Origin of the sequence: Pseudomonas sp. JS425 (genome assembly GCF_018223845.1) — a bacterium.
GTDB lineage: Bacteria > Pseudomonadota > Gammaproteobacteria > Pseudomonadales > Pseudomonadaceae > Aquipseudomonas > Aquipseudomonas asiatica.
The window spans coordinates 4,315,273-4,340,089 of the sequence record NZ_CP073661.1 but is presented as its reverse complement, the minus strand read 5'-3'; the positions used below and the strand labels follow the sequence as shown (position 1 = coordinate 4,340,089).

At 64.3% G+C, this 24,817-nt stretch carries 13 protein-coding genes; 5 read left to right on the top strand and 8 right to left on the bottom strand.

Translation table 11 applies throughout. The features are described from left to right. Positions 1 to 10: 10 nt before the first annotated feature. Positions 11 to 703 carry an alpha/beta family hydrolase gene (locus tag KDB76_RS20085; RefSeq protein ID WP_024087432.1) on the top strand — a complete coding sequence of 231 codons (693 nt, stop codon included), beginning with the start codon at positions 11 to 13 and terminating at the stop codon, positions 701 to 703. Between the two features lie 112 nt (positions 704 to 815). On the opposite strand, the gene KDB76_RS20080 is transcribed toward KDB76_RS20085, so the two are convergent. Both KDB76_RS20080 and KDB76_RS20075 read right to left on the bottom strand, forming a co-directional pair. After that, the gene (locus KDB76_RS20080) at positions 816 to 1,100 is read right to left on the bottom strand and encodes a pyrimidine/purine nucleoside phosphorylase (protein ID WP_038410018.1); all 285 of its coding nucleotides are present in this window, start codon (positions 1,098 to 1,100) and stop codon (positions 816 to 818) included. Positions 1,101 to 1,174: 74 nt separating this feature from the next. Beyond that, entirely contained in the window at positions 1,175 to 1,726 is a 552-nt protein-coding gene (locus KDB76_RS20075; protein ID WP_003259919.1) for an exonuclease domain-containing protein, read from the bottom strand. 172 nt (positions 1,727 to 1,898) lie between these two features. Between KDB76_RS20075 and KDB76_RS20070 the strand changes: the two genes are divergently transcribed. The 3 genes from KDB76_RS20070 to KDB76_RS20060 all read left to right on the top strand — a co-directional run bounded on the left by KDB76_RS20070 (position 1,899) and on the right by KDB76_RS20060 (position 5,038). Next, positions 1,899 to 2,699, top strand: coding sequence for a transporter substrate-binding domain-containing protein (locus KDB76_RS20070; protein WP_038410017.1), 801 nt, complete (start codon positions 1,899 to 1,901; stop codon positions 2,697 to 2,699). Positions 2,700 to 2,762: 63 nt separating this feature from the next. Further along, positions 2,763 to 3,776 carry a GNAT family N-acetyltransferase gene (locus tag KDB76_RS20065; protein ID WP_038410016.1) on the top strand — a complete coding sequence of 338 codons (1,014 nt, stop codon included), beginning with the start codon at positions 2,763 to 2,765 and terminating at the stop codon, positions 3,774 to 3,776. 308 nt (positions 3,777 to 4,084) lie between these two features. Next, on the top strand, positions 4,085 to 5,038 hold the full coding sequence (locus tag KDB76_RS20060) for an IS110 family transposase (protein WP_212632164.1): 954 nt from the start codon (positions 4,085 to 4,087) through the stop codon (positions 5,036 to 5,038). Between the two features lie 44 nt (positions 5,039 to 5,082). Here KDB76_RS20060 and KDB76_RS20055 read toward each other — a convergent pair whose 3' ends face one another. Beyond that, positions 5,083 to 5,613 carry an RNA polymerase factor sigma-70 gene (locus KDB76_RS20055; RefSeq protein ID WP_015271130.1) on the bottom strand — a complete coding sequence of 177 codons (531 nt, stop codon included), beginning with the start codon at positions 5,611 to 5,613 and terminating at the stop codon, positions 5,083 to 5,085. Positions 5,614 to 5,955: 342 nt separating this feature from the next. Here KDB76_RS20055 and KDB76_RS20050 point away from each other — a divergent pair, with 342 nt between their 5' ends. Further along, positions 5,956 to 18,909, top strand: coding sequence for a non-ribosomal peptide synthetase (locus KDB76_RS20050; RefSeq protein ID WP_038410015.1), 12,954 nt, complete (start codon positions 5,956 to 5,958; stop codon positions 18,907 to 18,909). 216 nt (positions 18,910 to 19,125) lie between these two features. Here KDB76_RS20050 and KDB76_RS20045 read toward each other — a convergent pair whose 3' ends face one another. The 5 genes from KDB76_RS20045 to dsbD all read right to left on the bottom strand — a co-directional run bounded on the left by KDB76_RS20045 (position 19,126) and on the right by dsbD (position 24,634). Further along, positions 19,126 to 19,854, bottom strand: a complete 729-nt coding sequence (locus KDB76_RS20045) for an ATP-binding cassette domain-containing protein (protein WP_023661979.1) — start codon at positions 19,852 to 19,854, stop codon at positions 19,126 to 19,128. 1 nt (position 19,855) lies between these two features. Continuing rightward, positions 19,856 to 20,608, bottom strand: coding sequence for a hypothetical protein (locus KDB76_RS20040; protein ID WP_023661978.1), 753 nt, complete (start codon positions 20,606 to 20,608; stop codon positions 19,856 to 19,858). A 714-nt stretch (positions 20,609 to 21,322) separates the two neighbouring features. Beyond that, positions 21,323 to 22,081, bottom strand: coding sequence for a thiol:disulfide interchange protein DsbG (gene dsbG, locus KDB76_RS20035; protein WP_038410014.1), 759 nt, complete (start codon positions 22,079 to 22,081; stop codon positions 21,323 to 21,325). A gap of 1 nt (position 22,082) precedes the next feature. Next, entirely contained in the window at positions 22,083 to 22,919 is an 837-nt protein-coding gene (locus KDB76_RS20030) for a TlpA disulfide reductase family protein (RefSeq protein ID WP_013973480.1), read from the bottom strand. Then, positions 22,919 to 24,634 carry a protein-disulfide reductase DsbD gene (gene dsbD, locus KDB76_RS20025; RefSeq protein ID WP_013973479.1) on the bottom strand — a complete coding sequence of 572 codons (1,716 nt, stop codon included), beginning with the start codon at positions 24,632 to 24,634 and terminating at the stop codon, positions 22,919 to 22,921. The genes KDB76_RS20030 and dsbD overlap by 1 nt, the downstream gene beginning before the upstream one ends. Positions 24,635 to 24,817 lie beyond the last annotated feature (183 nt).

The following is a 24,817-nucleotide window of genomic DNA, read 5'->3' as shown; positions in this document are numbered from 1 at the left end:
CGAGGCAAGCATGATTAATGGGCAAAGTGCCGGTATTGACGGGGATCAATGGGCGAAGGTCGGAAATGTCCCAGGCTTGCGCTGCGATCCCCCGCATGCTCGGGGCAAGGACGGCTACAAGGGCTGCCTGATCCTGGCCCATGGCGCAGGTGCGCCGATGGACAGCGGGTTCATGGACGAAATGGCGCAAAGGCTTGCGGCGCTTGGGGTAGCGGTAGTGCGCTTCGAGTTCCCGTACATGGCCGAGCGCAGGGTTGCCGGCGGCAAGCGGCCGCCGAACCCGCAGAAGGTGTTGCTGGAATGCTGGCGCGAGGTGTACAGGCAGGTGCGACCTTTGGTCGCGGGCAAGTTGGCGGTGGGTGGCAAGTCCATGGGCGGGCGCATGGCCAGCCTGCTGGCCGATGAACTGGAAGCGGATGCACTGGTGTGCCTGGGCTATCCGTTCTATGCAGTGGGCAAACCGGAAAAGCCACGGGTCGAACACCTGGCCGAATTGAAGACGCCGACGTTGATCGTGCAGGGCGAGCGGGATGCACTGGGTAACCGCGAGGCGGTGGCAGGGTATGCGTTATCGCCGGCGATCGAGGTGAGCTGGCTGGTGGCGGGGGACCATGACCTGAAGCCGCTGAAGGTCTCGGGGTTCAGCCATGAGCAGCACTTGCAGGCGGCGGCTGAGAAGGTTGCGGCATTCCTGTCGCAATAGTGCTGGATTCTTCGCGGGCTTGCCCGTTCCCACAGGTTCACTACAGGTCTGAAACTTGTGCAGCACCTGTGGGAGCGGGTTTACCCGCGAAGAGGCCGGACCAGACTGACGCTTAGTCGCGGTACTCGCACAGGTAGGCGGTATCCACCTTCACCTGCAGCTGGAACTTGCTGTCAGCCGGCACGTTGAACTTGTCGCCCGCATTGAAGGTTTCCCAGTTGTCGCTACCTGGCAGCTTCACGGTCAGCGCACCCGAAACCACGTGCATGATTTCGCGCTTGGCAGTGTCGAATTCGTATTCGCCCGGTGCCATCACACCGACAGTGGCCGGGCCTTCTTCGCCAGCGAATGCGATCGACTTGACGGTGCCGTTGAAGTACTCGTTGACCTGGAACATGGGCGACTCCTGAAAAGGGGGGATGAAAAAGGGCTGGCCAGTATGCCCAAGCCCACGGGCCCCGTCATCTGCTTTCAGGTAGCGTCTGCCGGCAGGCTCAACGGCAGCAGTCGCGCGGTATTGCGCGCATCTTCCAGGGCCCGGTGCTGCTGCCCGCAAAAGTGCATGCCGGCCAGCTGCAGTGCACCGTTCAGCCCAGCGGGGCGCTGCAGGTGGCGGGCCTTGGCGAAGCGTTGCTTGAGGTTGATGTGCGGCAGGGTCCGCAGCAGGCTGTCCAGCCCATGCTGCTGCCACTCCTGGTGCAACTGCTGGCGGTCGTAGTCGCCCCAGCTGACCCAGGCCTGAAGCTGCCCGCGGTGGTGCCCGAGCCAGCGCTCGAAGCTTGCCCATACCTCGCGGAACGACGCGGCACTGTCCACGCTGGCCTGGCTGATGTGGGTCAGCTCACGGCAGAACGGGGTCAGCTGCGGCCGTCGCCGAGGCTTCACGAAGCGCTGGAAGTGGTCGACCTCGCGGCCATCGCGGGTAACCAGGCTTGCGCCGATTTCAATGACTTCCATCTCTGTGACCGGCCACCCACCATCGTCGGTGGTGGCTTCCAGGTCGATCACCAACCAGTGGCCCATACCAGGCTCCCTTGCAGATCCTGCTAGAGCGTAGCGAAACTCCGGGCATCCGGCATCCCCTGGCAGTTTGCCCGCAGCTTTGGCGCAAAGTGCCACTAACCGGCAGTTGTGTCCGGCCCGGAAAACGCCTAGCTTAGGCGGACCCCGGCATGAACCGTGATGAGTGTCCGTCTTGACTCCAGCGACCGGCCTGAAGGCCCTGTCTTCCCTGATGCTGCTAGCCGTGTTCTGGCTGGCGGCGCCGGCATGGGCTGCCGATGCCGTCGAGGTAAAGATTGGCGCTGCGCATTTCCCTCCGTACACGGTACGCCCGGAGCAGGGCGCCGACAGCGGCCTGCTGCGGCAGTTGGTCGACGCGCTCAATCGCGCGCAGCAGCGCTACCACTTCGTCGTGGTGCCCACCTCCATCCAGCGGCGTTTTGGTGACCTCCAGCAAGGCCGCACCGACATGGCCATTTTCGAGAACCCGGCATGGGGCTGGCAGCAGATTGCCCACCAGAGCGTGGACATGGGCCTGGAAGATGCCGAGGTGTTCGTCGCCCGCAAGGCCAATGGCCGTGACCCGCATTACTTCGACGACCTGCGCGGCAAGCGCCTGGCGCTGTTCAACGGCTACCACTATGCGTTCGCCGGCTTCAACTCCGACCCCGACTACCTGCGCAACGCCTACAACGCGACTCTGACGTATTCCCATGACAGCAACCTGTTAATGGTGCAGGCCGGCCGCGCCGACATCGCCTTGGTCACGCGTTCCTACCTCAGCGATTTCCTGGCGCGCAACCCGGCCAGTCGGGAGCAGTTGATGCCCTCGCAGCGCATTGACCAGGTCTATCATCACTACGCCTTGCTACGCCCGGGGGCACCCATCGGTGAACAATCGTTCGCGGCGCTGCTGCGTGCCCTGCGCGACAGTGGTGAGCTGGCGCGTATCTTCGAGCCATACCGCATCACGGTGGCGGCCCCGCGCGACTAAATTCCCGTGATGCGGCAACGTTCTCAGCAGTGAGCCTTTTCTTCATTGCCGCGAGTCAAGCCCATGCCGTTCGATGCCGCATCACAGCCCCAGTCAGCGCCACGCTGGCGCAGCCTCAGTGCCGAGGAGGGTGACAGCTGGCTGAGCCTCTCCCTCGAAGGCCGCGCGTTGATCCAGTTGCGCCTGGAGATGGGTGCTTCTCTGCATGTCCACCTCGAGCGGCTGTGCCCCGAGCGCCCCTATGTGGCCTTGTGGGCCGCCTGTTATTGGCTGCTGGCCCGCGATGCGGCCTGCCAGCGTCTTGCCTGGCACCTGCCCGAGCCGTTGCCTCAGGCATTGACCAGTGGCCTGCTGCTGGCCGGCGAGCAGCCTGGCCAATACCTGTGCGAGCGGGCGCTGTTCTGGCAGCTGCCACAGCCGTGGCTGGGCGAGTCGACCAGCGTCGCCTACCCACAGCAGATGCAGATCAGCAACGGCAAGCGCCACCCACGCCGCGCGCCCAAGCCTCGTGGCGAGGTGTACCGGCGCTTCGATACGCGCCTGGGCAGTTGGGTATCGCTGCGTACCTTGGAGATCGAGCATGACCTGGAGCGCTTCAACCGCTGGCAGAACAACCCGCGGGTGGAGACGTTCTGGCAGGAGGGTGGCACCCTTGCGCAGCATCGCGAATACCTGGGCAAGCTCGAGGCCGACCCGCATGCCCTGACGCTGATCGGTTGCTTCGATGACCAGCCGTTTGCCTACTTCGAGGCGTACTGGGCCAAGGAGGACCGCATTGCGCCGTTCTACCCGGCCGATGACTACGACCGTGGCATCCACATGCTGGTGGGGGAGGAGAGCCACCGCGGGCCGCACAAGGTGGCCAGCTGGCTATCGGCGCTGGTGCACTACCTGTTCCTGGATGACCCACGCACCCAGCGGGTGGTGGCCGAGCCGCGTGCCGACAACGGCAAGATGATCGGCTACATGCACGACCAGTGCTTCCATTGCGACAAGGAGTTCGACTTCCCGCACAAGCGTGCGGCGTTGATGATTCTGGGGCGGGAACGGTTTTTCGATAAGTGTAAATTGGCTTGAGTGCCAGGGGGCCGCTGTGCGGCCCTGTGGGAGCGGGTTTACCCGCGAAGAATGCGACATGGTGCATGGCACCGGCTATGCCGGTGTTCGCGGGTAAACCCGCTTGTATGGTTAGACTTGAAGGGGTGGTGGGACTAAATGCCCGATTCTGACTGTTCACAGCAGTACAGACCGTGGGAGACATCGCCCCACCCCTTCCACCAAAGCGCCGATAAAGAATGCATCGTTTGCAAGCGACGATAGAAGCAAGCCAGCGCCTCTTGGTGAAACCCCTTCAAGCCGAAAAACCATAACGTGAGGAGCCGCCCATGGCAATGCAGGTAGGTAAGTTGATCGTGGGTGCGGATGTCGCGAAGGCTGAGCTGGTTATCCACCACGATGATCGCGACGAGATCATCAGGCTGAAAAACTCCAAACTCGAGATCAGAAGGTGGCTCAAGCAACAAACCCTCAACACCGCTATCGCTGTTGAGGCGACCAATGTCTACCACTTGGACCTGGTTGAATTGGCCCACAGCCTAGGCTTCGAGGTCTATGTCATCGATGGTTTTCAATTGAGCAACTACCGGAAAAGTGTTGGGGGACGGGTTAAAACCGACCCCTCCGATGCTCGGTTGTTGTCCCGTTTTTTAAAAAATGAAGGCGAGGACCTTCGCCCTTGGAGCCCGCCTCCCGCTGTCTACGGCAAGCTTCAGAGCCTCTTGCGACGCAGAGCCGCCTTGGTGACTGCTCGTACTGCAATGACTCAGAGCTGGGCTAACGAAAGCCTTTTGAAAGCCGCCTTCGAAACTTTTGTGAAGTCGATAGATCGGCTGGATCAGTTGATTCAAAAGAAGATTAAAGAAGTACTGCGAGACGCTGGGCTACAGGAACAAGTCGCTCGCTGCCAGGCAGTAGAGGGCATTGGTTTTCTCACCGCCGCAGCATTGGTGATGGCTTTTACAAGGGGCGAGTTCAAAAGCAGTGACTCGTACATTGCATTCCTAGGAATGGATTTACGAGTCAGTGATTCCGGGCAGAAGAATGGGCGACGTTGCCTCACCAAGCGAGGTTGTTCAGAAATTCGTCGCTTATTGCACAACGCTGCGATGGCGGCCAGCAGATCGGCAGCCTGGAAAGGGCTTTACGAACAGCATCGGAGCAGTGGTAAAGCAACAACCCAAGCTTTGGTAATCCTGGCAAGAAAGCTCGCGCGGGTGGCATTCGCCCTGATGAAAAATCAGGACGAATACGTCACTAAAGGCGCGAAACTGGCTTGCTGAAAACCATAGAATCTCCCACACGTGCCCTCAGCAACCTTGAAGGTTCAGGCCTGCCGACTGGCCGTCTTGCGGCAATGCACCAGCGCATCGCGGATCATGAAGTTGACCAGCGTCGGCGACACTCCCAGCTCCTTGGCAATGTCCTTCTGCGGCACGCCATGCAGGCGGTACATCTCGAAGGCATAGCGGGTGCGCTGGGGCAGTTCGTTCAGCGCCTCGGCAATGTCATCCAGCGCGGCAAGGTTGATGTGGGTGGCTTCGGGGGAGGCGTTTTGCACGACCACGTTCAGGCCTTCCTCCTCGCTGCCGGAGTATTTCAGCTCCATGGCCTGCTTGCGGTAGTGGTCGATGGCCAGGTTGCGCACGATCTGGAACAGGTAGCTCAGCTGCGCCTTGAACGACGATGTGATCTGCGGGGCCGCGCTGAGCCGGAAAAAGGCGTCCTGCACCACATCTTCGGCGCGCGATCGGCAGCCGGTGATGCGGGCAGCGATCTTGACCAGAATGCTGCGGTTGTCGACGAAGGCCTGCAGTAATGGTGAATCGCACTTACTTGTGGATAGTTGTTCCGCCATGGAAATCACCTTGTCACAGAGGGGAAAGGACGCACCCAAATTTGGGAAGCTTCCTACGACGGGCGACAAGCTATTCAGAATGATAATGATTGTCAAATGCGAAATGTAATTGGTTTCATGTGATTTCAGTTCTAAAGCGCAGAGATGGCTGGGTGCATGTCAGGCGCAACATTTCTCAAGGCAAACACCTGGCAACCCTCACGTGCCCCCAAAGCCTCACCACCGCTAATTTCTCCCCCCGCCCATCCGTCCCCTGTGTACACCTCAGGCCGCCACATGCCGCTGCGCCCACGTTCGCGCAGCAGCCGGCCCGACCCAACCAGACACTGGCAGGAACACCCCATGACGGACGCCTTCGAACTCCCGCTCTCGCTGGTCCAGGCCCTGGCGCAGCGCGCCGTGCAGACCCCGGACAAAGTCGCCTTGCGCTTTCTGGCCGACGCTCCCGGCGAGCAGGCCGTGCTCAGCTACCGGGACCTCGACCAGCGCGCACGCACCATCGCTGCTGCCTTGCAAAGCCGGGCCGGTTTCGGCGACCGCGCAGTGCTGTTGTTCCCCAGCGGGCCAGACTATGTGGCGGCATTCTTCGGCTGCCTGTATGCCGGTGTGATTGCGGTGCCGGCCTACCCGCCGGAGTCCGCGCGCCAGCACCACCAGCAGCGCTTACTGTCGATCATCGACGACGCCGAGCCGCGCCTGCTGCTGACTGTCGCGGCCCTGCACGACAGCCTGCAGGGCCTGGAAGCCCTGACAGCGGCCAACGCCCCCGAACTGCTGGCGGTGGATGGCCTGGACCCGGCACTGGCTGCAAACTGGCGCGAACCCGCGCTCAAGGGTGATGACATCGCCTTCCTGCAATACACCTCCGGCTCCACAGCACTGCCCAAGGGCGTGCAGGTCAGCCATGGCAACCTGGTGGCCAACGAACAACTGATCCGCCAAGGCTTTGGCATCGACCTCAACCCCGACGACGTGATCGTCAGCTGGCTGCCGCTGTACCACGACATGGGCCTGATCGGCGGCCTGCTGCAGCCGATCTTCAGCGGCGTGCCCTGTGTGCTGATGTCGCCGGGCTACTTCCTGGCCCGGCCGCTGCGCTGGTTGCAGGCCATCAGCGAGTACGGCGGCACCATCAGCGGCGGCCCCGACTTCGCCTACCGGTTGTGCAGCGAGCGGGTCAGCGAGGCCTCCCTGGCCGGGCTCGACCTCAGCCGCTGGCGGGTGGCCTATTCTGGCTCCGAGCCGATCCGCCAGGACAGCCTGGCGGCCTTTGCCGACAAGTTCCAGGCCTGCGGCTTCGACCCGCAGAGCTTCTTCGCCAGCTACGGCCTGGCCGAGGCGACCCTGTTCGTCAGCGGCAGCCGCCGTGGCCAGGGCATCGCCGCGCTGGAGCTGGACGCCGAAGCCTTCGCCGCCAACCGTGCGGAGCCAGGCAAGGGCAGTGTGCTGATGAGCTGTGGCTACCCGCAGCCCGGGCATGCCGTGCGCATTGTCGAACCACAACGCCTGCAAGTACTAGGCGACAACCAGGTGGGCGAGATCTGGGCCGCCGGCCCGAGCATCGCCCTGGGCTACTGGCGCAACCCCGAGGCCAGCGCCCGCACCTTCGTCGAGATGGGCGGCCAGACCTGGCTGCGTACCGGCGACCTGGGCTTCATGCGCGAAGGGGAAGTGTTCGTCACCGGTCGCCTGAAGGACATGCTGATCGTGCGCGGGCAGAACCTGTACCCGCAGGACCTGGAAAAGACCCTCGAGCGCGAAGTGGAGGTGCTGCGCAAAGGCCGGGTGGCAGTGTTCGCCGTCGAGCAGCAAGGCGAGGAGGGTATTGGCGTGGCGGTGGAAATCAGCCGCAACGTGCAGAAGGCGATCAAGCCCCAGGAGCTGATCAAGACCCTGCGCCAGGTGGTTGCCGACGCCTGCCGCCAGGCCCCGGCCGTGGTCCTGCTGCTGAACCCGGGGGCGCTACCCAAGACCTCCAGCGGCAAGCTGCAGCGTTCGGCCTGCCGCCTGCGCATGGACGATGGCAGCCTGGACTGCTATGCCCGCTTCCCTGAGGTGGGCGAGCCCGTTGCTTCAGTGGGCGAAGGCGATGAACTGCAGGCACGCATCGCCGGTGTGTGGCGCGACATCCTCAAGGTCGAGGCGGTGGCGGCGGACGACCACTTCCTGCTGCTGGGCGGCAACTCCATCGCCGCCACCCACGCCACCGCACGCCTGGCCGATGAACTGGGCATCGAGCTGGGCCTGCGCACCCTGTTCGAAGCGCCGATACTGGCTGACTACGCCAAGGCCGTGGCCGCGATCATCGCCGAAGGCGGTGACCGGGTCGGTGCCATCGCTACACTGGAACGCACCCAGGCGCTGCCCCAGTCGCTGGCGCAAAACCGCCTGTGGTTGCTGTGGCAGTTGGACCCGCAGTCGGCGGCCTACAACATTCCGGCCGGCCTGCAGTTGCGCGGTGAGCTGGACGAAAACGCCCTGGAAACAGCCTTCCAGGCGCTGGTGGCGCGCCATGAATCGCTGCGCACCCTGTTTGCCGAAGAGAACGGCCAGGCCCTGCAGCGCATCCAGGCGCAGCAGCCGTTCGACCTTCGCCGCCTGGACCTCGAAGGCCAGGCCGCCGAACAGGTCGCCGCCCAACGTCAAACCGAAGCTCGCCAGCCGTTTGACCTGACCCGGGGGCCGTTGCTGCGGGTGACCCTGGCGCGCCTGGACGATGAACACCATCAACTGTGGGTGACCCTGCACCATATCGTCGCCGACGGCTGGTCGCTGAACATCCTGCTCGACGAATTCGCCAAACTGTACGCCGCCCATTGTCAGGGCCTTGAGGCCAACCTGGCACCGCTGACCCTGGGTTATGCCGACTACGGCACCTGGCAGCGACAGTGGCTGGCCGCAGGCGAAGCCGAGCGTCAGCTGCAGTACTGGCAGGCGCGTCTGGGGGATGATCTGCCGGTGCTCGACCTGTGCACCGACCACCCGCGCACCAGCCAGCGCGGCCACCGCGCCGCCCGCTTCAACCTCAAGGTACCGGCCAGGCTCACCGAAGCGCTCAAGGGCCTGGCCCGCGAACAGCAGGCCAGCCTGTTCATGGTACTGCTGGCCGGCTGGCAGGCGCTGTTGCACCGCTACAGTGGCCAGGCCGATATTCGTGTCGGCGTGCCCAACGCCAACCGCCCGCGCCTGGAAAACCAAGGCATGGTCGGCTTCTTCATCAACACCCAGGTGCTGCGTGCGCAGCTCGACGGCCGCCTGCCGTTCGAACAGTTGCTGGCCCAGGTGCGCCAGACCACCCTGGATGCCCAGGCCAACCAGGACCTGCCGTTCGAGCAACTGCTCGAAGCCCTGCCCGAGGCTCGCGAGCAAGGCCTGTTCCAGGTCATGTTCAACCACCAGCAACGTGACCTGTCTGCGCTGCGCCGCCTGCCGGGCCTGCTGGCTGAAGAGCTGCCGTGGCACAGTCGCGAAGCCAAGTTCGACTTGCAGCTGCACAGTGAAGAAGACCATCAGGGCCGCCTGAGCCTGGCCTTCGACTATGCCGCCGAATTGTTCGATGCCAGTACCGTCAAGCGTCTGGCCCAGCACCTGTTGGCCCTGCTCGAGCAGGTGTGTGCCGGGCCGCAGCGGGCGCTGGGCGAGGTGCAACTGCTCGACGAGCCTGGCCGCGCGCAACTGCTGAGCTGGGGCGAGGCACCCGCTGCGGCGCCGCAGCGCCTGCTGGTCGAGCAGCTCAATGAACAGGCACGCCTGACCCCTCAGCGCACCGCCCTGATGTGGGACGGTGGCAGCCTGGATTACGCCGAGTTGCACCAGCAAGCCAACCGTCTGGCCCACTACCTGCGTGACAAAGGCGTGGGCCCAGACACTTGCGTGGCCATCGCCATCGAGCGTTCGCCGCAGCTGCTGGTGGGCCTGCTGGCCATTCTCAAGGCCGGTGGTGCCTATGTGCCGCTGGACGTCGATTACCCGGCCGAGCGCCTGGCCTACATGCTCGCCGACTGCAACGCTGGCCTGTTGCTGAGCCACAGCAGCCTGCTGGGCAAGCTGCCACAGGTTGATGGCGTCAGCGCCATCGCACTCGACCAGCTGCACCTGGACAGCTGGCCAAGCCATGCCCCCGGGTTGCATCTGCATGGCGACAACCTGGCCTATGTGATCTACACCTCCGGCTCTACCGGCCAGCCCAAGGGCGTGGGCAATACCCACGCGGCACTGGCCGAGCGCCTGCAATGGATGCAGGCCAGCTATGTGCTGGACGACAGCGACGTGCTGATGCAGAAGGCGCCGATCAGCTTCGACGTTTCGGTGTGGGAATGCTTCTGGCCACTGGTGACCGGTTGCAAGCTGGTGCTCGCCGGCCCTGGCGAGCACCGCGACCCGCAGCGCATCGCCGCGTTGGTGCAGGCCCATGGCGTGACCACGCTGCACTTCGTGCCGCCGCTGTTGCAGGTGTTCGTCCAGGAGCCGCAGGCGGGTGCCTGCGGCAGCCTGCGCCGGCTGTTCTCCGGTGGCGAAGCGCTGTCCGCGGCACTGCGTGACCGCGTGCTGCAGGTGCTGCCACAGGTGCAGTTGCACAACCGCTATGGCCCGACCGAAACCGCCATCAACGTCACCCACTGGCACTGCCAGGCCACCGATGGCGAACGCTCGCCGATCGGCCGCCCGCTGGGCAATGTGCTGTGCCGTGTGCTGGATGACGAGCTGGAACTGACCGCCCCCGGTGTGCCGGGCGAGCTGTACCTCGGCGGTGCAGGCCTGGCCCGTGGCTACCTGGGCCGCCCGGGCCTCACCGCCGAGCGCTTCGTGCCCCAGGCTGACGGCAATGGCGAGCGCCTGTACCGCAGTGGCGACCGCGCCCGCTGGCAGGTGCAGACCGAGGCGCTGGAATACCTTGGCCGCCTAGACCAGCAGGTCAAGGTGCGTGGCTTCCGTGTCGAACCCGAGGAAGTCCAGGCCTGCCTGCTGGCGCAGCCGGGGGTCGAACAGGCGCTGGTGCTGATTCACAAGGATGCCGTAGGTGCGCAACTGGTCGGCTACTACAGTGGCAGCGCTCAGCCTGATGCATTGCTGACGGTGCTGGCTGAACAACTACCGGCCTACATGGTGCCGGCACAACTCATCCCGCTGGCGCAGATGCCACTGGGCCCCAGCGGCAAGGTCGACCGCAAGGCATTGCCCGCCCCGGTGTGGCAGCAGCGGCAACACGTCGAGCCGCAAACCGAGTTGCAGCAGCAGGTCGCCGCCATCTGGCGCGAAGTGCTGAACCTGCCGCGCATCGGCTTGCAGGATGACTTCTTCGCCCTCGGCGGCCATTCGCTGCTGGCCACTCAAATTGTCTCGCGCACGCGTCAGGCTTGCGATGTCGAGCTGCCGCTCAAGGCCCTGTTCGACGCCAGCGAGCTGGGCGCCTTCTGTGCCGAGATCACGCGTATTCGTGCTGCCGGTGAGCGCAACCTGCAAGGCGTAATCACCCGCGTCGACCGCCGCCAGGCGGTGCCGCTGTCGTACTCGCAGCAGCGCATGTGGTTCCTCTGGCAAATGGAGCCGGGCAGCCCGGCGTACAACGTCGGCGGCATGGCGCGCTTGCGCGGCACCCTGCATGTGGATGCCTTCGAGCGTGCGCTGCAGGCGCTGGTGGTGCGCCACGAAACCCTGCGCACCACCTTCCCCAGCATCGATGGCGTGCCGTATCAGTGCGTGGCCGAAGACAGCAGCCTGCACCTCGACTGGCAAGACTTCAGCGCCTTGCCCGCAGATGCCCGCCAACAACGCCTGCAGCAACTGGCCGACGACCAGGCGCACCAGCCGTTCGACCTGGAGCGCGGCCCGCTGCTGCGTGCCTGCCTGGTCAAAGCCGAAGAGCGCGAGCATTTCTTCGTGCTGACCCTGCACCATATCGTCACCGAGGGCTGGGCCATGGACATCTTCGCCCGCGAACTGGGCGAGCTGTACGAGGCCTTCGTCGATGACCGCGAATCGCCGCTGGCGCCGCTGCCGGTGCAGTACCTGGACTACAGCGTGTGGCAACGGCAATGGCTGGAAAGCGGCGAGGGCGCCCGCCAGCTGGCCTACTGGCAGGCCCGCCTGGGCGATGAGCACCCGGTGCTGGCGTTGCCTGCCGACCGCCCGCGCCCGGCAGTGCAGAGCCACCGTGGCGAGCTGTACCGCTTTGAGCTCGACCCGGCGCTGGTTGCCCGCGTGCATGCCTTCAACAGCCAGCGCGGCCTGACCCTGTTCATGACCATGACTGCCACCCTGGCCGCCTTGCTGCACCGCTACAGCGGCCAGCGTGACCTGCGCATTGGCGCGCCGGTGGCCAACCGCATCCGCCCGGAAAGCGAAGGGCTGATTGGCGCGTTCCTCAACACCCAGGTGCTGCGTTGCGAGCTGGACGGCCAGATGAGCGCCGCACAGTTGCTGGAGCAGGTACGCCAGGTTGCCATCGAAGGCCAGTCGCACCAGGACCTGCCGTTCGACCAGCTGGTGGAAGCCCTGCAGCCACCGCGCAGCAGCGCCTACAACCCGCTGTTCCAGGTGATGTGCAACGTTCAGCGCTGGGCCTTCCAGCAAAGCCGCCAGCTTGCCGGCATGCAGGTGGATTACCTGGTCAACGACGCCAGCGCCACCAAGTTCGACCTGTACCTGGAGGTGACCGACCTCGACGGCCGCCTGGGTTGCTGCCTGACCTATAGCCGTGATCTGTTCGACGAACCACGCATCGCACGCATGGCCGAGCACTGGCAGCAATTGCTGGTGGGCCTGCTCGACAACCCGCAACAGCGCCTGTGCGAGCTGCCGATGCTGAGCAGCGCCGAGCAGCAGGTGCTGGCGGGCCAGTTGCAGGGCGAGCAGGATCTCGCACTCGACCAGACCGTGCACGGCCTGTTCGCCGCCCAGGCTGCGCGCACGCCACACGCTGGCGCGTTGACGTTTGCCGGCCGGCACATGACCTATGCCGAACTCGACCAGCAGGCCAACCGCCTGGCCCGCGCCCTGCGCGAGCGTGGCGTCGGCCCGCAGGTGCGTGTGGGCCTGGCGCTGGAGCGTTCGCTGGAAATGGTCGTCGGCCTGCTGGCCATCCTCAAGGCCGGTGGCGCCTACGTGCCGCTCGACCCCGAATACCCGCTCGACCGCCTGCGCTACATGATCGAGGACAGCCGCATTGGCGTGCTGCTCAGCCAGCGCGCGTTGCTGCAAACCCTGGGCGAGCTGCCCGACGGTGTGGCGCGCTGGAGCCTGGAGGACGACAGCGCGAGCCTGTCGGCCTACAGTGATGCGCCGCTGGACAACCTCAACCTGCCGCAGCACCAGGCCTACCTGATCTACACCTCCGGTTCCACCGGCAAGCCCAAGGGCGTGGTAGTCAGCCACGGCGAGTTCGCCATGCATTGCCAGGCGGTGATCGAGGCGTTCGGCATGCGCAGCGATGACTGCGAGCTGCACTTCTATTCGATCAATTTCGACGCCGCCAGCGAACGCCTGTGGGTGCCGCTGCTGTGTGGCGCCCGCGTGGTGCTGCGCGCCCAGGGGCAGTGGGGTGCCGAAGACATCTGCCAGCTGGTGCGCGAGGAGCAGGTGAGCATCCTCGGCTTCACGCCAAGCTACGGCAGCCAGTTGGCGCAGTACCTGGCCGGGCAGGGCGAGCAGTTGCCAGTGCGCCTGGTCATTACCGGTGGTGAGGCGCTGACCGGCGAACACTTGCAGCGCATCCGCCAAGCCTTTGCGCCGCAGCAGTTCTTCAACGCCTACGGGCCGACCGAAACCGTGGTCATGCCGCTGGCCTGCCTGGCACCACAGACACTGCCGGCGGAGCTGGGCAGCGTACCGATCGGCCGCGTCATCGGTAGCCGCACGGCCTACATCCTCGACGAAGACCTTGCCCTGTTGCCGCAAGGCGGTATTGGCGAGCTGTATGTCGGCGGTGCCGGCCTGGCCCAGGGTTACCACGACCGCCCGGGCCTAAGCGCCGAGCGCTTCGTCGCCGACCCGTTCGGCAGCGAAGGCGGGCGCCTGTATCGCACCGGTGACCTGGTGCGCCTGGGCAGCGATGGCCTGGTCGAGTACGTCGGCCGCGCCGACCAGCAGGTGAAGATTCGCGGTTTCCGTATCGAGCTGGGCGAAATCGAAAGCCGCCTGCAGGCGCATGCCGATGTCGACGAAGCTGTGGTGCTGGCCCTCGACCTGCCGGGCGGCAAGCAACTGGTAGGTTACCTGGTGTGCAGGCAGGCCGCTGCCGACAGCGAGGCCCAGGGCCTGCTGCGCGACGCGGTGAAAGCCGATGCCCGCAAGCACTTGCCGGACTACATGGTGCCGGCGCACCTGGTGCTGCTCGACAGCCTGCCGCTGATGGGCAACGGCAAGCTCGACCGCCGTGCGCTGCCGCTGCCGGACCTGGAACAGGCACGCCAGCAGTACCAGGCGCCTGGCAACGAGGTGGAAGCGCAACTGGCGCAGATCTGGCGCGACGTGCTCAACGTTGCCCGGGTCGGCGTGCAGGACAACTTCTTCGAACTGGGCGGCGACTCGATCCTGTCGATCCAGGTGGTCAGCCGTGCTCGTCAGGCCGGCTTGCAGTTCACCCCGCGCGACCTGTTCCAGCATCAGACCATCCAGACCCTGGCCGCCATTGTTCAGCGCAGCGAAGCCGCCAGCAGCATCGAACAGGGCCTGCGCCAGGGCCAGGCCGGCCTCACGCCGATCCAGCACTGGTTCTTCGACAGTGAAGTGCCACAGCCGCAGCACTGGAACCAGGCTGTTCTGCTGGAGGCACGCAAGCCGCTGGATGAGGGGGTACTGAAGCGAGCCTTGGCCGACCTGATGCAGCACCACGACAGCCTGCGCCTGCGCTTTGGCCAGGCCCAGGGCCGTTGGCAGGCCGAATATGCTTCGCCTGCCAGCGGGCAGTTACTGTGGACAGCCACGATCGCCGACTTCGCCGATTGCCAACCGCTGTACACCGACCTGCAACGCAGCCTCGACCTGGAACAGGGCCCACTGTTGCGCGTCTTGCTGGTAAATGACGGCCAGGGCGGCCAGCGCCTGTTGCTGGCTATCCATCACCTGGTGGTTGATGGCGTGTCGTGGCGCGTGCTGCTGGAAGACCTGCAAGCGCTATACCGCGGCCAGCCGCTGCCGGCCAAGACCCACGCCATGGGCGACTGGGCCGCACGCCTGGCCAGCTATGCCGGCAGCGATTCGCTGCGCGACGAGCTGGGCTGGTGGCAAGGCCAGTTGGGCGGCGTGCGCCGCGAACTGCCATGCGATCACCCGCAGGGCGGCAACCTGCACTGCCATGCCCGTACCCTGGCCATCGGCCTGGATGTGGAGCAGACCCGGCAGTTGCTGCAGCAGGCCCCGGCGGCCTATCACACCCAGGTCAACGACCTGCTGCTGACCGCGCTGGCGCGTGCCCTGTGCCGCTGGAGCGGCGACGAAGAAGTGCTGGTACAGCTTGAAGGCCATGGCCGTGACGGGCTGTTCGAAGACATGGACTTGACCCGCAGCGTCGGCTGGTTCACCAACGCCTACCCGCTGAGCCTGCGCCCGCTGCCAGGCGAGGACGATGCAGCGCGGGCAGGCTCGATCAAGCGCATCAAGGAGCAACTGCGCCAGGTGCCGCACAAAGGGCTGGGTTATGGCGTGTTGCGCTACTTGGCCGATACGGCAGTGCGTGAGCAGATGGCGGCCCTGCCGCAGGCACGCATCACCTTCAACTACCTGGGCCAGTTCGACCAGCAGTTCGACAGCACAGCCCTGTTCCGGCCGCTGGACGCCCCGGCCGGCCTGGCCCACGACCTCGATGCACCGCTGCCCAACTGGCTGAGTGTCGATGGCCAGGTGTATGGCGGTGCCCTGCAACTGCGCTGGACCTTCAGTGCCGAACGCTACGACGAGCGGACCATCGCCTGCCTGGCCGAGGCCTATCGTCAGGAGCTGCTGGCGCTGGTCGAGCATTGCCTGGCTGATGGCAACGGCAGTTTCACGCCATCGGACTTCCCGCTGGCGCACCTGACCCAGGCGCAGATCGACGCGCTGCCGGTACCGGCCGCGCAGATCGAGGACGTCTACCCGCTGACGCCGATGCAGGAGGGCATGCTGTTGCACACCCTGCTGGAGCCGGGCACCGGCCTTTACTACATGCAGGACCGCTACCGCATCAACAGCGCGCTCGACCCCGAACGCTTCGCCCAGGCGTGGCAGGCGGTGGTGGCACGCCACGAGGCGCTACGCGCATCGTTCAGCTGGAACACCGGCGAGGCGATGTTGCAGATCATTCACAAGCCGGGCAACACGCCGGTGGACTACCAGGACTGGCGTGGCCTCGACGACGACGCCCAGGAGCAGCGCCTGCAGGCCCTGCACAAGCAGGAACGCGAGGCTGGTTTCGCCCTGCTCAGCGAGGCGCCGTTCCACCTGCGCCTGGTGCGTGTGGCCGACGAGCGCTATTGGTTCATGATGAGCAACCACCACATCCTCATCGATGCCTGGTGCCGTTCGCTGCTGATGAACGATTTCTTCGAGATCTACCAGGCCCTCGGCGAGGGGCGCCAGGCCCGCTTGCCGGTGCCACCGCGCTACCGCGACTACATCGGCTGGCTGCAACGCCAGGGCCTGGACGACGCGCGAGCCTGGTGGCAGGCCAACCTGGCCGGCTTCGAACGTGCCACCCCCATCCCCAGCGACCGCCCGCTGCGCCACGACCATGCCGGTAGCGGCATGATCGTCGGCGACTGTTACACCCGCCTGGCGGTGAGCGACGGCGTGCGCCTGCGCGAACTGGCCCAGGCCCACCAGCTCACCGTCAACACCTTCGCCCAGGCGGCCTGGGCACTGGTGCTGGCGCGCTACAGTGGCGACCGCGACGTGGCCTTTGGCGTGACCGTGGCCGGGCGCCCGGTGAGCATGCCGCAGATGCAGCGTACCGTTGGCCTGTTCATCAACAGCGTCGCCCTGCGCGTGCAATTGCCGGTGGCGGGTGAGCGCTGCAGTGTGCGGCAGTGGTTGCAAGGCCTGTTGGAGCGCAACATGGAGCTGCGCGAGTATGAATACCTGCCGCTGGTGGCGATCCAGGAATGCAGCGAACTGCCCAAGGGCCAGCCGCTGTTCGACAGCCTGTTCGTGTTCGAGAACGCGCCGGTGGAAACTGCCGTGCTCGACCACGCCCAGCACCTGAATGCCAGCTCCGACTCGGGCCGTACCCACACCAACTTCCCACTGACAGCGGTGTGCTACCCGGGCGATGACCTTGGCCTGCACCTGTCGTTCGACCAGCGCTATTTCGACTACCCGACCGTCGAGCGCCTGCTGGCCGAGTTCAAGCGCCTGCTGCTGGCGCTGGTGCAAGGCTTTGAAGGGGAGATGAGCGCACTGCCGTTGCTGGGTGCGGAAGAGCAGCGCTTCCTGCTGGAAGACTGCAACCGCACCGCGCGCGCCTATCCGTTGGAACAGAGTTACATCGCGCAGTTCGAGGCGCAGGTGGCCGCGCATCCGCAACGTACCGTGGCCCGCTGCCTGGACGCGTCCTACGACTACGCCGGCTTGAACCTGGCGGCCAACCGTCTGGGCCATGCCTTGATCGCGGCGGGTGTGAACGTGGACCAGCCGGTGGCACTGCTGGCCGAGCGTGGGCTACCGCTGCTGGGCATGATCGTCGGCAGCTTCAAGGCCGGCGCCGGCTACCTGCCACTGGACCCGGGCCTGCCGGCGGCGCGCCTGCAAAGCATCATCCAGCTCAGCCGTACACCCGTGCTGGTGTGCAGCGCGGCCTGTGCCGGGCAAGGGCGGCAGTTGCTGGACCAGCTTGCGTTGGCGGCACGGCCGCAGCTGCTGGTCTGGGAAGACATCCAGGCCAGCCCGGTGGTCAGCCACAACCCCGGCATTCACAGCGGGCCGGATAACCTCGCCTATGTGATCTACACCTCAGGCTCCACCGGCCTGCCGAAGGGGGTGATGGTCGAGCAGCGCGGCATGCTCAACAACCAGCTGAGCAAGGTGCCTTACCTGGCGCTCGGCGAGCACGACGTGATCGCCCAGACGGCCTCGCAGAGCTTCGACATTTCGGTGTGGCAGTTCCTTGCCGCACCGCTGTTCGGCGCCAGGGTGGAGATCGTGCCGAACGCCATCGCCCATGACCCGCAGGGCCTGTTGGCGCATGTGCAGGCCACCGGCATCAGCGTGCTGGAGAGCGTGCCGTCGCTGATCCAGGGCATGCTGGCCAACGGCCATCAGGCCCTCGAAGGCCTGCGCTGGATGCTGCCGACCGGCGAAGCCATGCCACCGGAGCTGGCGGCGCAGTGGTTGCAGCGCTACCCGCAGATCGGCCTGGTCAACGCCTACGGCCCGGCGGAGTGCTCCGATGACGTGGCGTTCTTCCGCGTCGATGCAGCCTCGACCCGTGGCAGCTACCTGCCGATCGGCACGCCGACCGACAATAACCGCCTGTATCTGTACGGCGAGGACCAGACGCTGGTACCACTGGGTGCGACAGGTGAGTTGTGCGTGGCCGGCACCGGCGTGGGCCGTGGCTATGTCGGCGACCCGGTGCGCACGGCGCTGGCGTTCATTCCCCATCCTCATGGTGCGCCGGGCGAACGCCTGTATCGCACTGGCGACCTGGCGCGGCAGCGCCCGGACGGGGTGCTGGAGTATGTCGGGCGCATCGACCATCAGGTGAAGATTCGCGGCTACCGCATCGAACTGGGCGAAATCGAAGCCCGCCTGCACGAACAGCCGGAGATCCGCGACGCTGCCGTTGGCGTGCAGGAGGGCGTCAATGGCAAGCACCTGGTGGGTTACCTGGTGGCGCATCAGGGCGTTGCAGCCGACGCTGTGTTGCTGGAACAGCTCAAGCTGCGCCTGCGTGCCGAGTTGCCGGAGTACATGGTGCCACTGCACTGGGGCTGGTTCGACAGCCTGCCGCACAACGCCAACGGCAAGCTCGACCGCAAGGCCTTGCCGGCCATCGACATCGGTGGCCAGCACAGCCAGGCCTACCAGGCGCCGCGCAATGAGCTGGAAGAGGTACTGGCCGGTATCTGGGCGGATGTGCTCAAGGCCGACCGGGTCGGGGTGCACGACAACTTCTTCGAGCTGGGCGGGCATTCGCTGCTGGCCACGCAGATCGCCTCGCGGGTGCAGAAGCAGCTGCAACTGAACGTGCCGCTGCGGGCGATGTTCGAGTGCAGCACGGTGGAGGAGCTGGCGGTGTATGTGCAGGGGCTGCAGGGCAGTGTGCTGGATGACGACAAGGTCGACCGGCTCAGTGACCTGATGGCCGAGCTGGAGGGGTTGTGACCTGAGCAGGTGAGGCCTGCACCGCCCCTGGATTGGTGCACAAAAGTTGAAATTGCTGGGGCCGCTATGCGGCCCTTTCGCGACACAAGGCCGCTCCTACAGATACGGCGTTGTTCTCGAGGTTTGGCGCTGCACCTGTGGGAGCGGGCATGCCCGCGAACACCGGCGCAGCCGGTGCCATAGCTGCAAGCCCATCTTTCCCACGGTTCTTCGCCGTCATGATGCAGCTCCGATTTCTTCCTGCGACATCGACGCATTGATGAATGCTTCATCATAAGAGTTCGCATGGTAGCGAGCGAGAAACTCATGAGCATTCTCAAATGGCTCGAGGTGTTGATGAGCGAGCATGTAGAAATGATGGCAGTTTGTGGCAATTTCCTCGGTATAGTGAGATGAAATCAAAACACCAGCCCCGTTTTTGCACGCGTTCTTTATACCTAGCCATATGTGGTGTCTGAATTCTGGGTCTACCCCCGCAGTAGGCTCGTCGAGGATGATCAGGTCGCTGCCCATTAGCAGTAGCGTCAGTGTGACAAAACTCCGGACTTCGCCATAGCTGCAAGTAGATGCCTTTTTCATGTAGATTTCAGCATACCGCTTCGACAGGGAAGGTGACCATTCAGAGAGGCGTGAAAGCACCTCGCAGTGATCCGGTGCTGATCTGGAGTTTAAATGTGTAATCAGTTGGTAAACTTCGCTCATCCTGAGCAAGGGCGGTGGTGTCAGTACTTGAGTCAGATAAGCCTGCTGTCTGGATGAGTTTATGATTGTGCCGTTGCTTGGTTTTCTGATGTTGCAGATCAGGTCGAAAAGCGTGGTCTTTCCTGCTCCGTTACTGCCCAGTACGCCAACGGCTTCTCCTTTTTTCAACTGTAGCGTGATGTTCTGTAGGAGAGGGCTGCTGTTGTATGAAAAGTCCAGGTTTTTGATGGTGAGAAGGTGCATTTTAATAGCGGCTCCATATGGGGTGGATTCTGAATAGCTTTCCTGTTGCATAGAGCCCCGCTGTTGAAATGGCAAAAGCTGTCAGAAAACTAATGGTGAGTGGTATCTCCCCGGTAATTATTCTTGTGCTCAGGTGCAAGGGGTTGATCAACGTTGACCAGTGGGTCAGTTCGTCTTGTGTGGTACCCAAATAGCCGGAAAGTAACATCAGGAATGAAAGAAGCGAAAATAGCGTGCCGGCTGTGCTGAATTTGATGGGCATCGCTGCGATCGCCAAGCCGATGCAGGAGAATATCAGGTAACTCGTATAGAACGCGGCTGTAAGGTACAGGAGTTCTGATAGCGAGTAGGAACCGTATAGAGGCCTGGAGATGAAGTAGAAAAAGCTGGAGTACACGACACTGACCAATGTGTAGCTGACGGCGTGCGATGTGAGGAAAAGTGCAATTGCCTCGCGTTGGTAAATGAATGACCGGACGAAGCCACTTTCTCGTCGCCCGATTAGATAAAAGCCGAGGCCGAAGAAGGCAACGTTTGCAGCGATGTAGGCGTAGAACCACGCGGCAGAGGATATATAGAGAGAGTCAGGTGGCGCTGCAAGGGAACGGCTTTGCCTCAGTAGTATGAACATCAAGCAAGGCGCCGCCGCTGTCCACAGCAACGCAGTGGGTTCTCGCAGGTGTTCCAGGATCAACACCTTGGTGATCATGAGGATCTGTTTTGTTCGCGTTATGGGGCATGGCTTTTTGTTCATTTTTCTCGCCTTTAGTGTCTTCGCGAATGCAGGGGGTAAGGTTTTATATTCACGCTGCATGTACGTCAAGTTTGATGGAGGCGATGTATTGGCGGGGTGTAATCTAGTTGTTTGAATTGCAGTTGGTATTGTGGGATCTATCTGAGGGGTATGTCTGATCGCGATCTGTTCACTGATCATGGGAGTGAAAAAGACTTCTGTTTTTTGTAGGGCGGATCTGAAGTTGTTGTGGGATTGTTATATGTTTTATTGCCGGGCGTTGTTTCCCGATGATCGGTTCGGAAAAGTGTTTGTCGCCTTAGGTGGTATAACTTAGTGTTGCCAAATGTAAACTTGGCCATTGGCTGGCATCTGGGCCGATGTGCTCAAGGACGAGCTGGAGGGGTTGTGACATGAGCGGGTGAGGCCTGCACGCCCCTTGTAGGAGCGGCCTTGTGTCGCGAAAGGGCTGCACAGCAGCCCCAGCAATTTCAGCTTTTATGCAGCAATTCTGGGGCCGCTATGCGGCCCGTTCGCGACACAAGGCCGCTCCTACAGATATGGCGTTGTTCTCGAGGTTTGGCGCAGTACCTGTGGGAGCGGGCATGCCCGCGAACACCGGCGCAGCCGGTGCCATAACACCGCGTCGACTTCTTCGCGGGCTTGCCCGCTCCCGCAGGGCCGCCACAGCCTTGTGCTACGAATGGGCTGCAAGGCAACCCCGGCGATTTCACATCAGCGCTTGCCGAGAATCTTTCCAAGCAACTCCGGCCGCGGTGCGCCTTGCTGGCTTTGCAGGTTGCCCTGGTCATCCTGATAGAAGATCGCCGGGGTCGCCTGCAAGCCCATTTCTTCCATCAGCGCCATGTTCGCCGCCAGCTTTTTCTGCACCGCCTCCGGCACCTGCTCCAGTGCCTTCAACTTGCTGGCCTTGCCGACCTTTTCATGTTCCTGCAGTGCCTTGGCCGGGTCTTTCGCCGCCAGCAGCGCCGCCGATTTGCCCGGGCTGTCCTCGCGGATGATGCCGACCATGATATGGCGCAACTGCACCTTGCCCGACTCCACCCACGGCCGTGCCTGTTCCCAGAACATGTTGCAGTACGGGCAGTTGGGGTCGCTGAACAGGTATACCTTGCGCGGTGCATCGTCCTTGCCGTCGGCGATCCAGGAGGTTTTCTCCATCTTCGCCCAGATTTCCTTGCTCATCGGCGCATACACCAGCTTTCTCAGCGGCTCGGCACTGAGGTCGTTGCCCTGTTCGTCGAACAGGCTGCCGACCAGTACATGCTTGCCGTCAGGGGTGAGGTACAGCGCCAGGCCGTTGTTCTGGTACTCGGCGGCATACCCGCGCAGGCCGTTGGGGGCGTCGAAGCTGCCTTTGATCACGGCGCCCTTGGCTTGCAGTTGCGCAATCGCCTTGGGCAGCTCTTCGGCCTGCAGGGGAGGGGCAGCTAGCAGAGCCAGGGACAGGGGCAGCAGTGCAGTCAGTCGCATGTCAGTTTCCTTGTGCGGCAGGGGCGGGCGAGGTGGCCCGGTCGAAAGGCTCCAGGGCGTGGCGCAGGCTGGCCCGGGACAGCTCGCCCAGATGGCTGCCGACCAGGCGCCCGTCGGCGTCGTAGAACAGGGTGGTGGGCAGGGCCATGGAACCGACGCGCTGGGCCAGCAGGCCGGTGCCGTCGAACAGCACGTGGGTCAGGCTCAGGCCGGTGGTGGCGAGGAAGGTGCTGACGTTTTCCGGGGTCTCGCCCTGGTTGACGAACAGGAAGGTCACGTGCGGGTAAGTGCTCTGCGCCTGTTGCAGCACCGGCATTTCGCGTCGGCAGGGTGGGCACCAGGTGGCCCAGATGTTGATGACCAGCGGTTTGCCGCGGTAGCTGTGCAACGCCACGGATTGGCCGTTGGCCTTGCGCAGGCTCAAATCGGGCAGTTCGGTGCCCTTGCTGTACAGGTGGCCCCCGAGGCTGGCCAGGCCCCAGAACAGCGCGCCGCTGAACAGCGCCCAGCCCAGCGGGCGGCGCAGGCCCGGATGGCGCCAGCCCTGCCACAGGGCGCCGAGCACGATGCCGGCAAGGCCCGACCAGAACAGGAAGCCGCCATCACGGATATCGATGATCTGCAGCGGGTCGTCCTGGTACATCGGCCAGTAGGCCAGCACGAAGCCGGCGCGTGCGCACAGCAGGCCGATCAGGAACAGGTTGAACAGTGCCGATTCCGGGCTCTCGCCGCCACGCCGGGCAACCCACCAGCCGACCATGCTGGCGATCACCAGGGCGGTGAGCATCAGCAGATGGTTGAGGGCCATGGTCAATGGCCCGAGGGTTACGGTCAGCATCAGCCTTGGCTCCTGGTCTGGGTCCAGTGTTGCAGGAAGGCGGCCGCATCCACTTCACCGGTGATGCGCCGCGCGCGGCGTTCGTCGCCTTCCGGGCCGACCCAGATGATGCTGGGCGGGCCGGGTACCTGGTAGCGCTGCAGCAAGGCCTGGCTGGCTGGGGTGTCGGCGGTCACGTCCAGGCGCAGCAGGTGCACACCGGCCAGGCCGGCCTGCACGTCGCTGCGGGCGAACACCTGTTTTTCCATGACCTTGCACGACACGCACCAATCGGCATAGTAGTCGAGCATCACCCACTGGCCACGGGCCTTGGCCGCATCCAGTTCGCGTTGCAGGTCTTCGGGGCGGCTGACGGTGACGAAGGCGTCCTCGGTGTGCTGGTCGGTGGCCGGCGCAGCGCCGCTACCGGCGAACGGGCGCAGCGGCTGCCAGAGGTCGTCGCCACCGGCTGCCGCCCCCACCAGCAGCAGGCCGCCCCACAGGGCACCCAGCAGTGGCAAGGCGCGCAATGCCGGCAACCGCTGCAGGGCCGGCCAGGCAGCCCAGGCCAGGGCAATCAGCAAGGCGCCGCTCAGGGCCAGCAGCAATGCTGCGGGCAGCAGGCTGCGCAAGGTGTATAGCGCCATGCCCAGGAACACGAAGCCGAACACGCCCTTGACCCGGTTCATCCAGGCGCCCGGGCGGGGCAGGTAGCGGTTGCCCAGGGTTACCAGCAACAGCAGCGGCACGCCCATGCCCAGGCCGAGGCTGAACAGCACCAGCGCCCCCTGCAGCACGTCGCCGCTCTGGGCGATGTACAGCAGCGCGCCGGCCAACGGCGCGGTCATGCACGGGCCCATCAGCAGGCCGGACAGCGCGCCGAGCAGCGCCGCGCCATACAGGTTGCCGCCACGGGTGCCTTGCCCGGCGCGGTCGAGGCGGTCACGCACGGCGGCGGGCAGTTGCAGTTCGAAGGCGCCGAACATCGGCAGGGCCAGCAGCACGAACAGCCCCGCCAGGCTGCCCAGCAGCCAGGGTTGCTGCAGCCAGGCCTGCAGGCTGGCACCCAGCAGCGCGGCGACCACGCCCAGGGCGGCATACACCAGGGCCATGCTCAGTACATAGACCCCGGCCAGTATCCAGCCGCGCCGGGCACTGGCGCCATTGCCCAGCACCAGCCCGGCGAGGATCGGCAGCATCGGCAGCGAGCAGGGGGTAAAGGCCAGCAACAGGCCCAGGCCGAAGAACGCGAGCAGGCTCCAGGCCAGGTGGCCTTTTTGCAGGTCGCTGGCCAGGGCCTGGTCACTGGCTTGTTCGGCCGCTGGCGCCACACTGCCACCCAGATCGACCAACGTGGTTTGCGGCGGGTAGCACAGGCCGGCGTCGGCACAACCCTGCCAACCCAGTCGCAGTTGACCCTGAGCATCGGCCGGAAGCAGCAGTTCGAGCTGGTCGCGGTACACCGCACTGTCGCCGAAGAACTCGTCGTGGTGGTTGAGAGCGGCCGGCAGTTGTGGGTGCTGTTCGGCAGGCAGGCCGTCGAATTTCAGGCGCTTCTGATACAGGTAGTAGCCAGGCTGGATCTGGAAGAACAGGCGCATTTGGCCGTCGGCCTGGCGGTCGTGGGTAAGCACGAAGGCCTGGTTGACCGGCAGGAAGTCCGGTTTGACATCGAACGGGTTGGCCTGCAACGGGCCGGCCAGCAGCAGTGTCAGGAAAAGCAGGAGGACGCGCATGTCTTCGCCTTGGCAGTACGTTGAAAGGGGTCATGCTGGCTTGGGTCGATTAACCCAAGGTTAACTCTGGTTTTTGGTGAGGGGCGTGCATCAGGGCTTGCAGGTGTTTGCCGTGGCATTGTCTGGGCCTGGGAGATCCTAAGACAAACACCTACCAGCCCCAGAGCAAATTCCGCCCCAGAC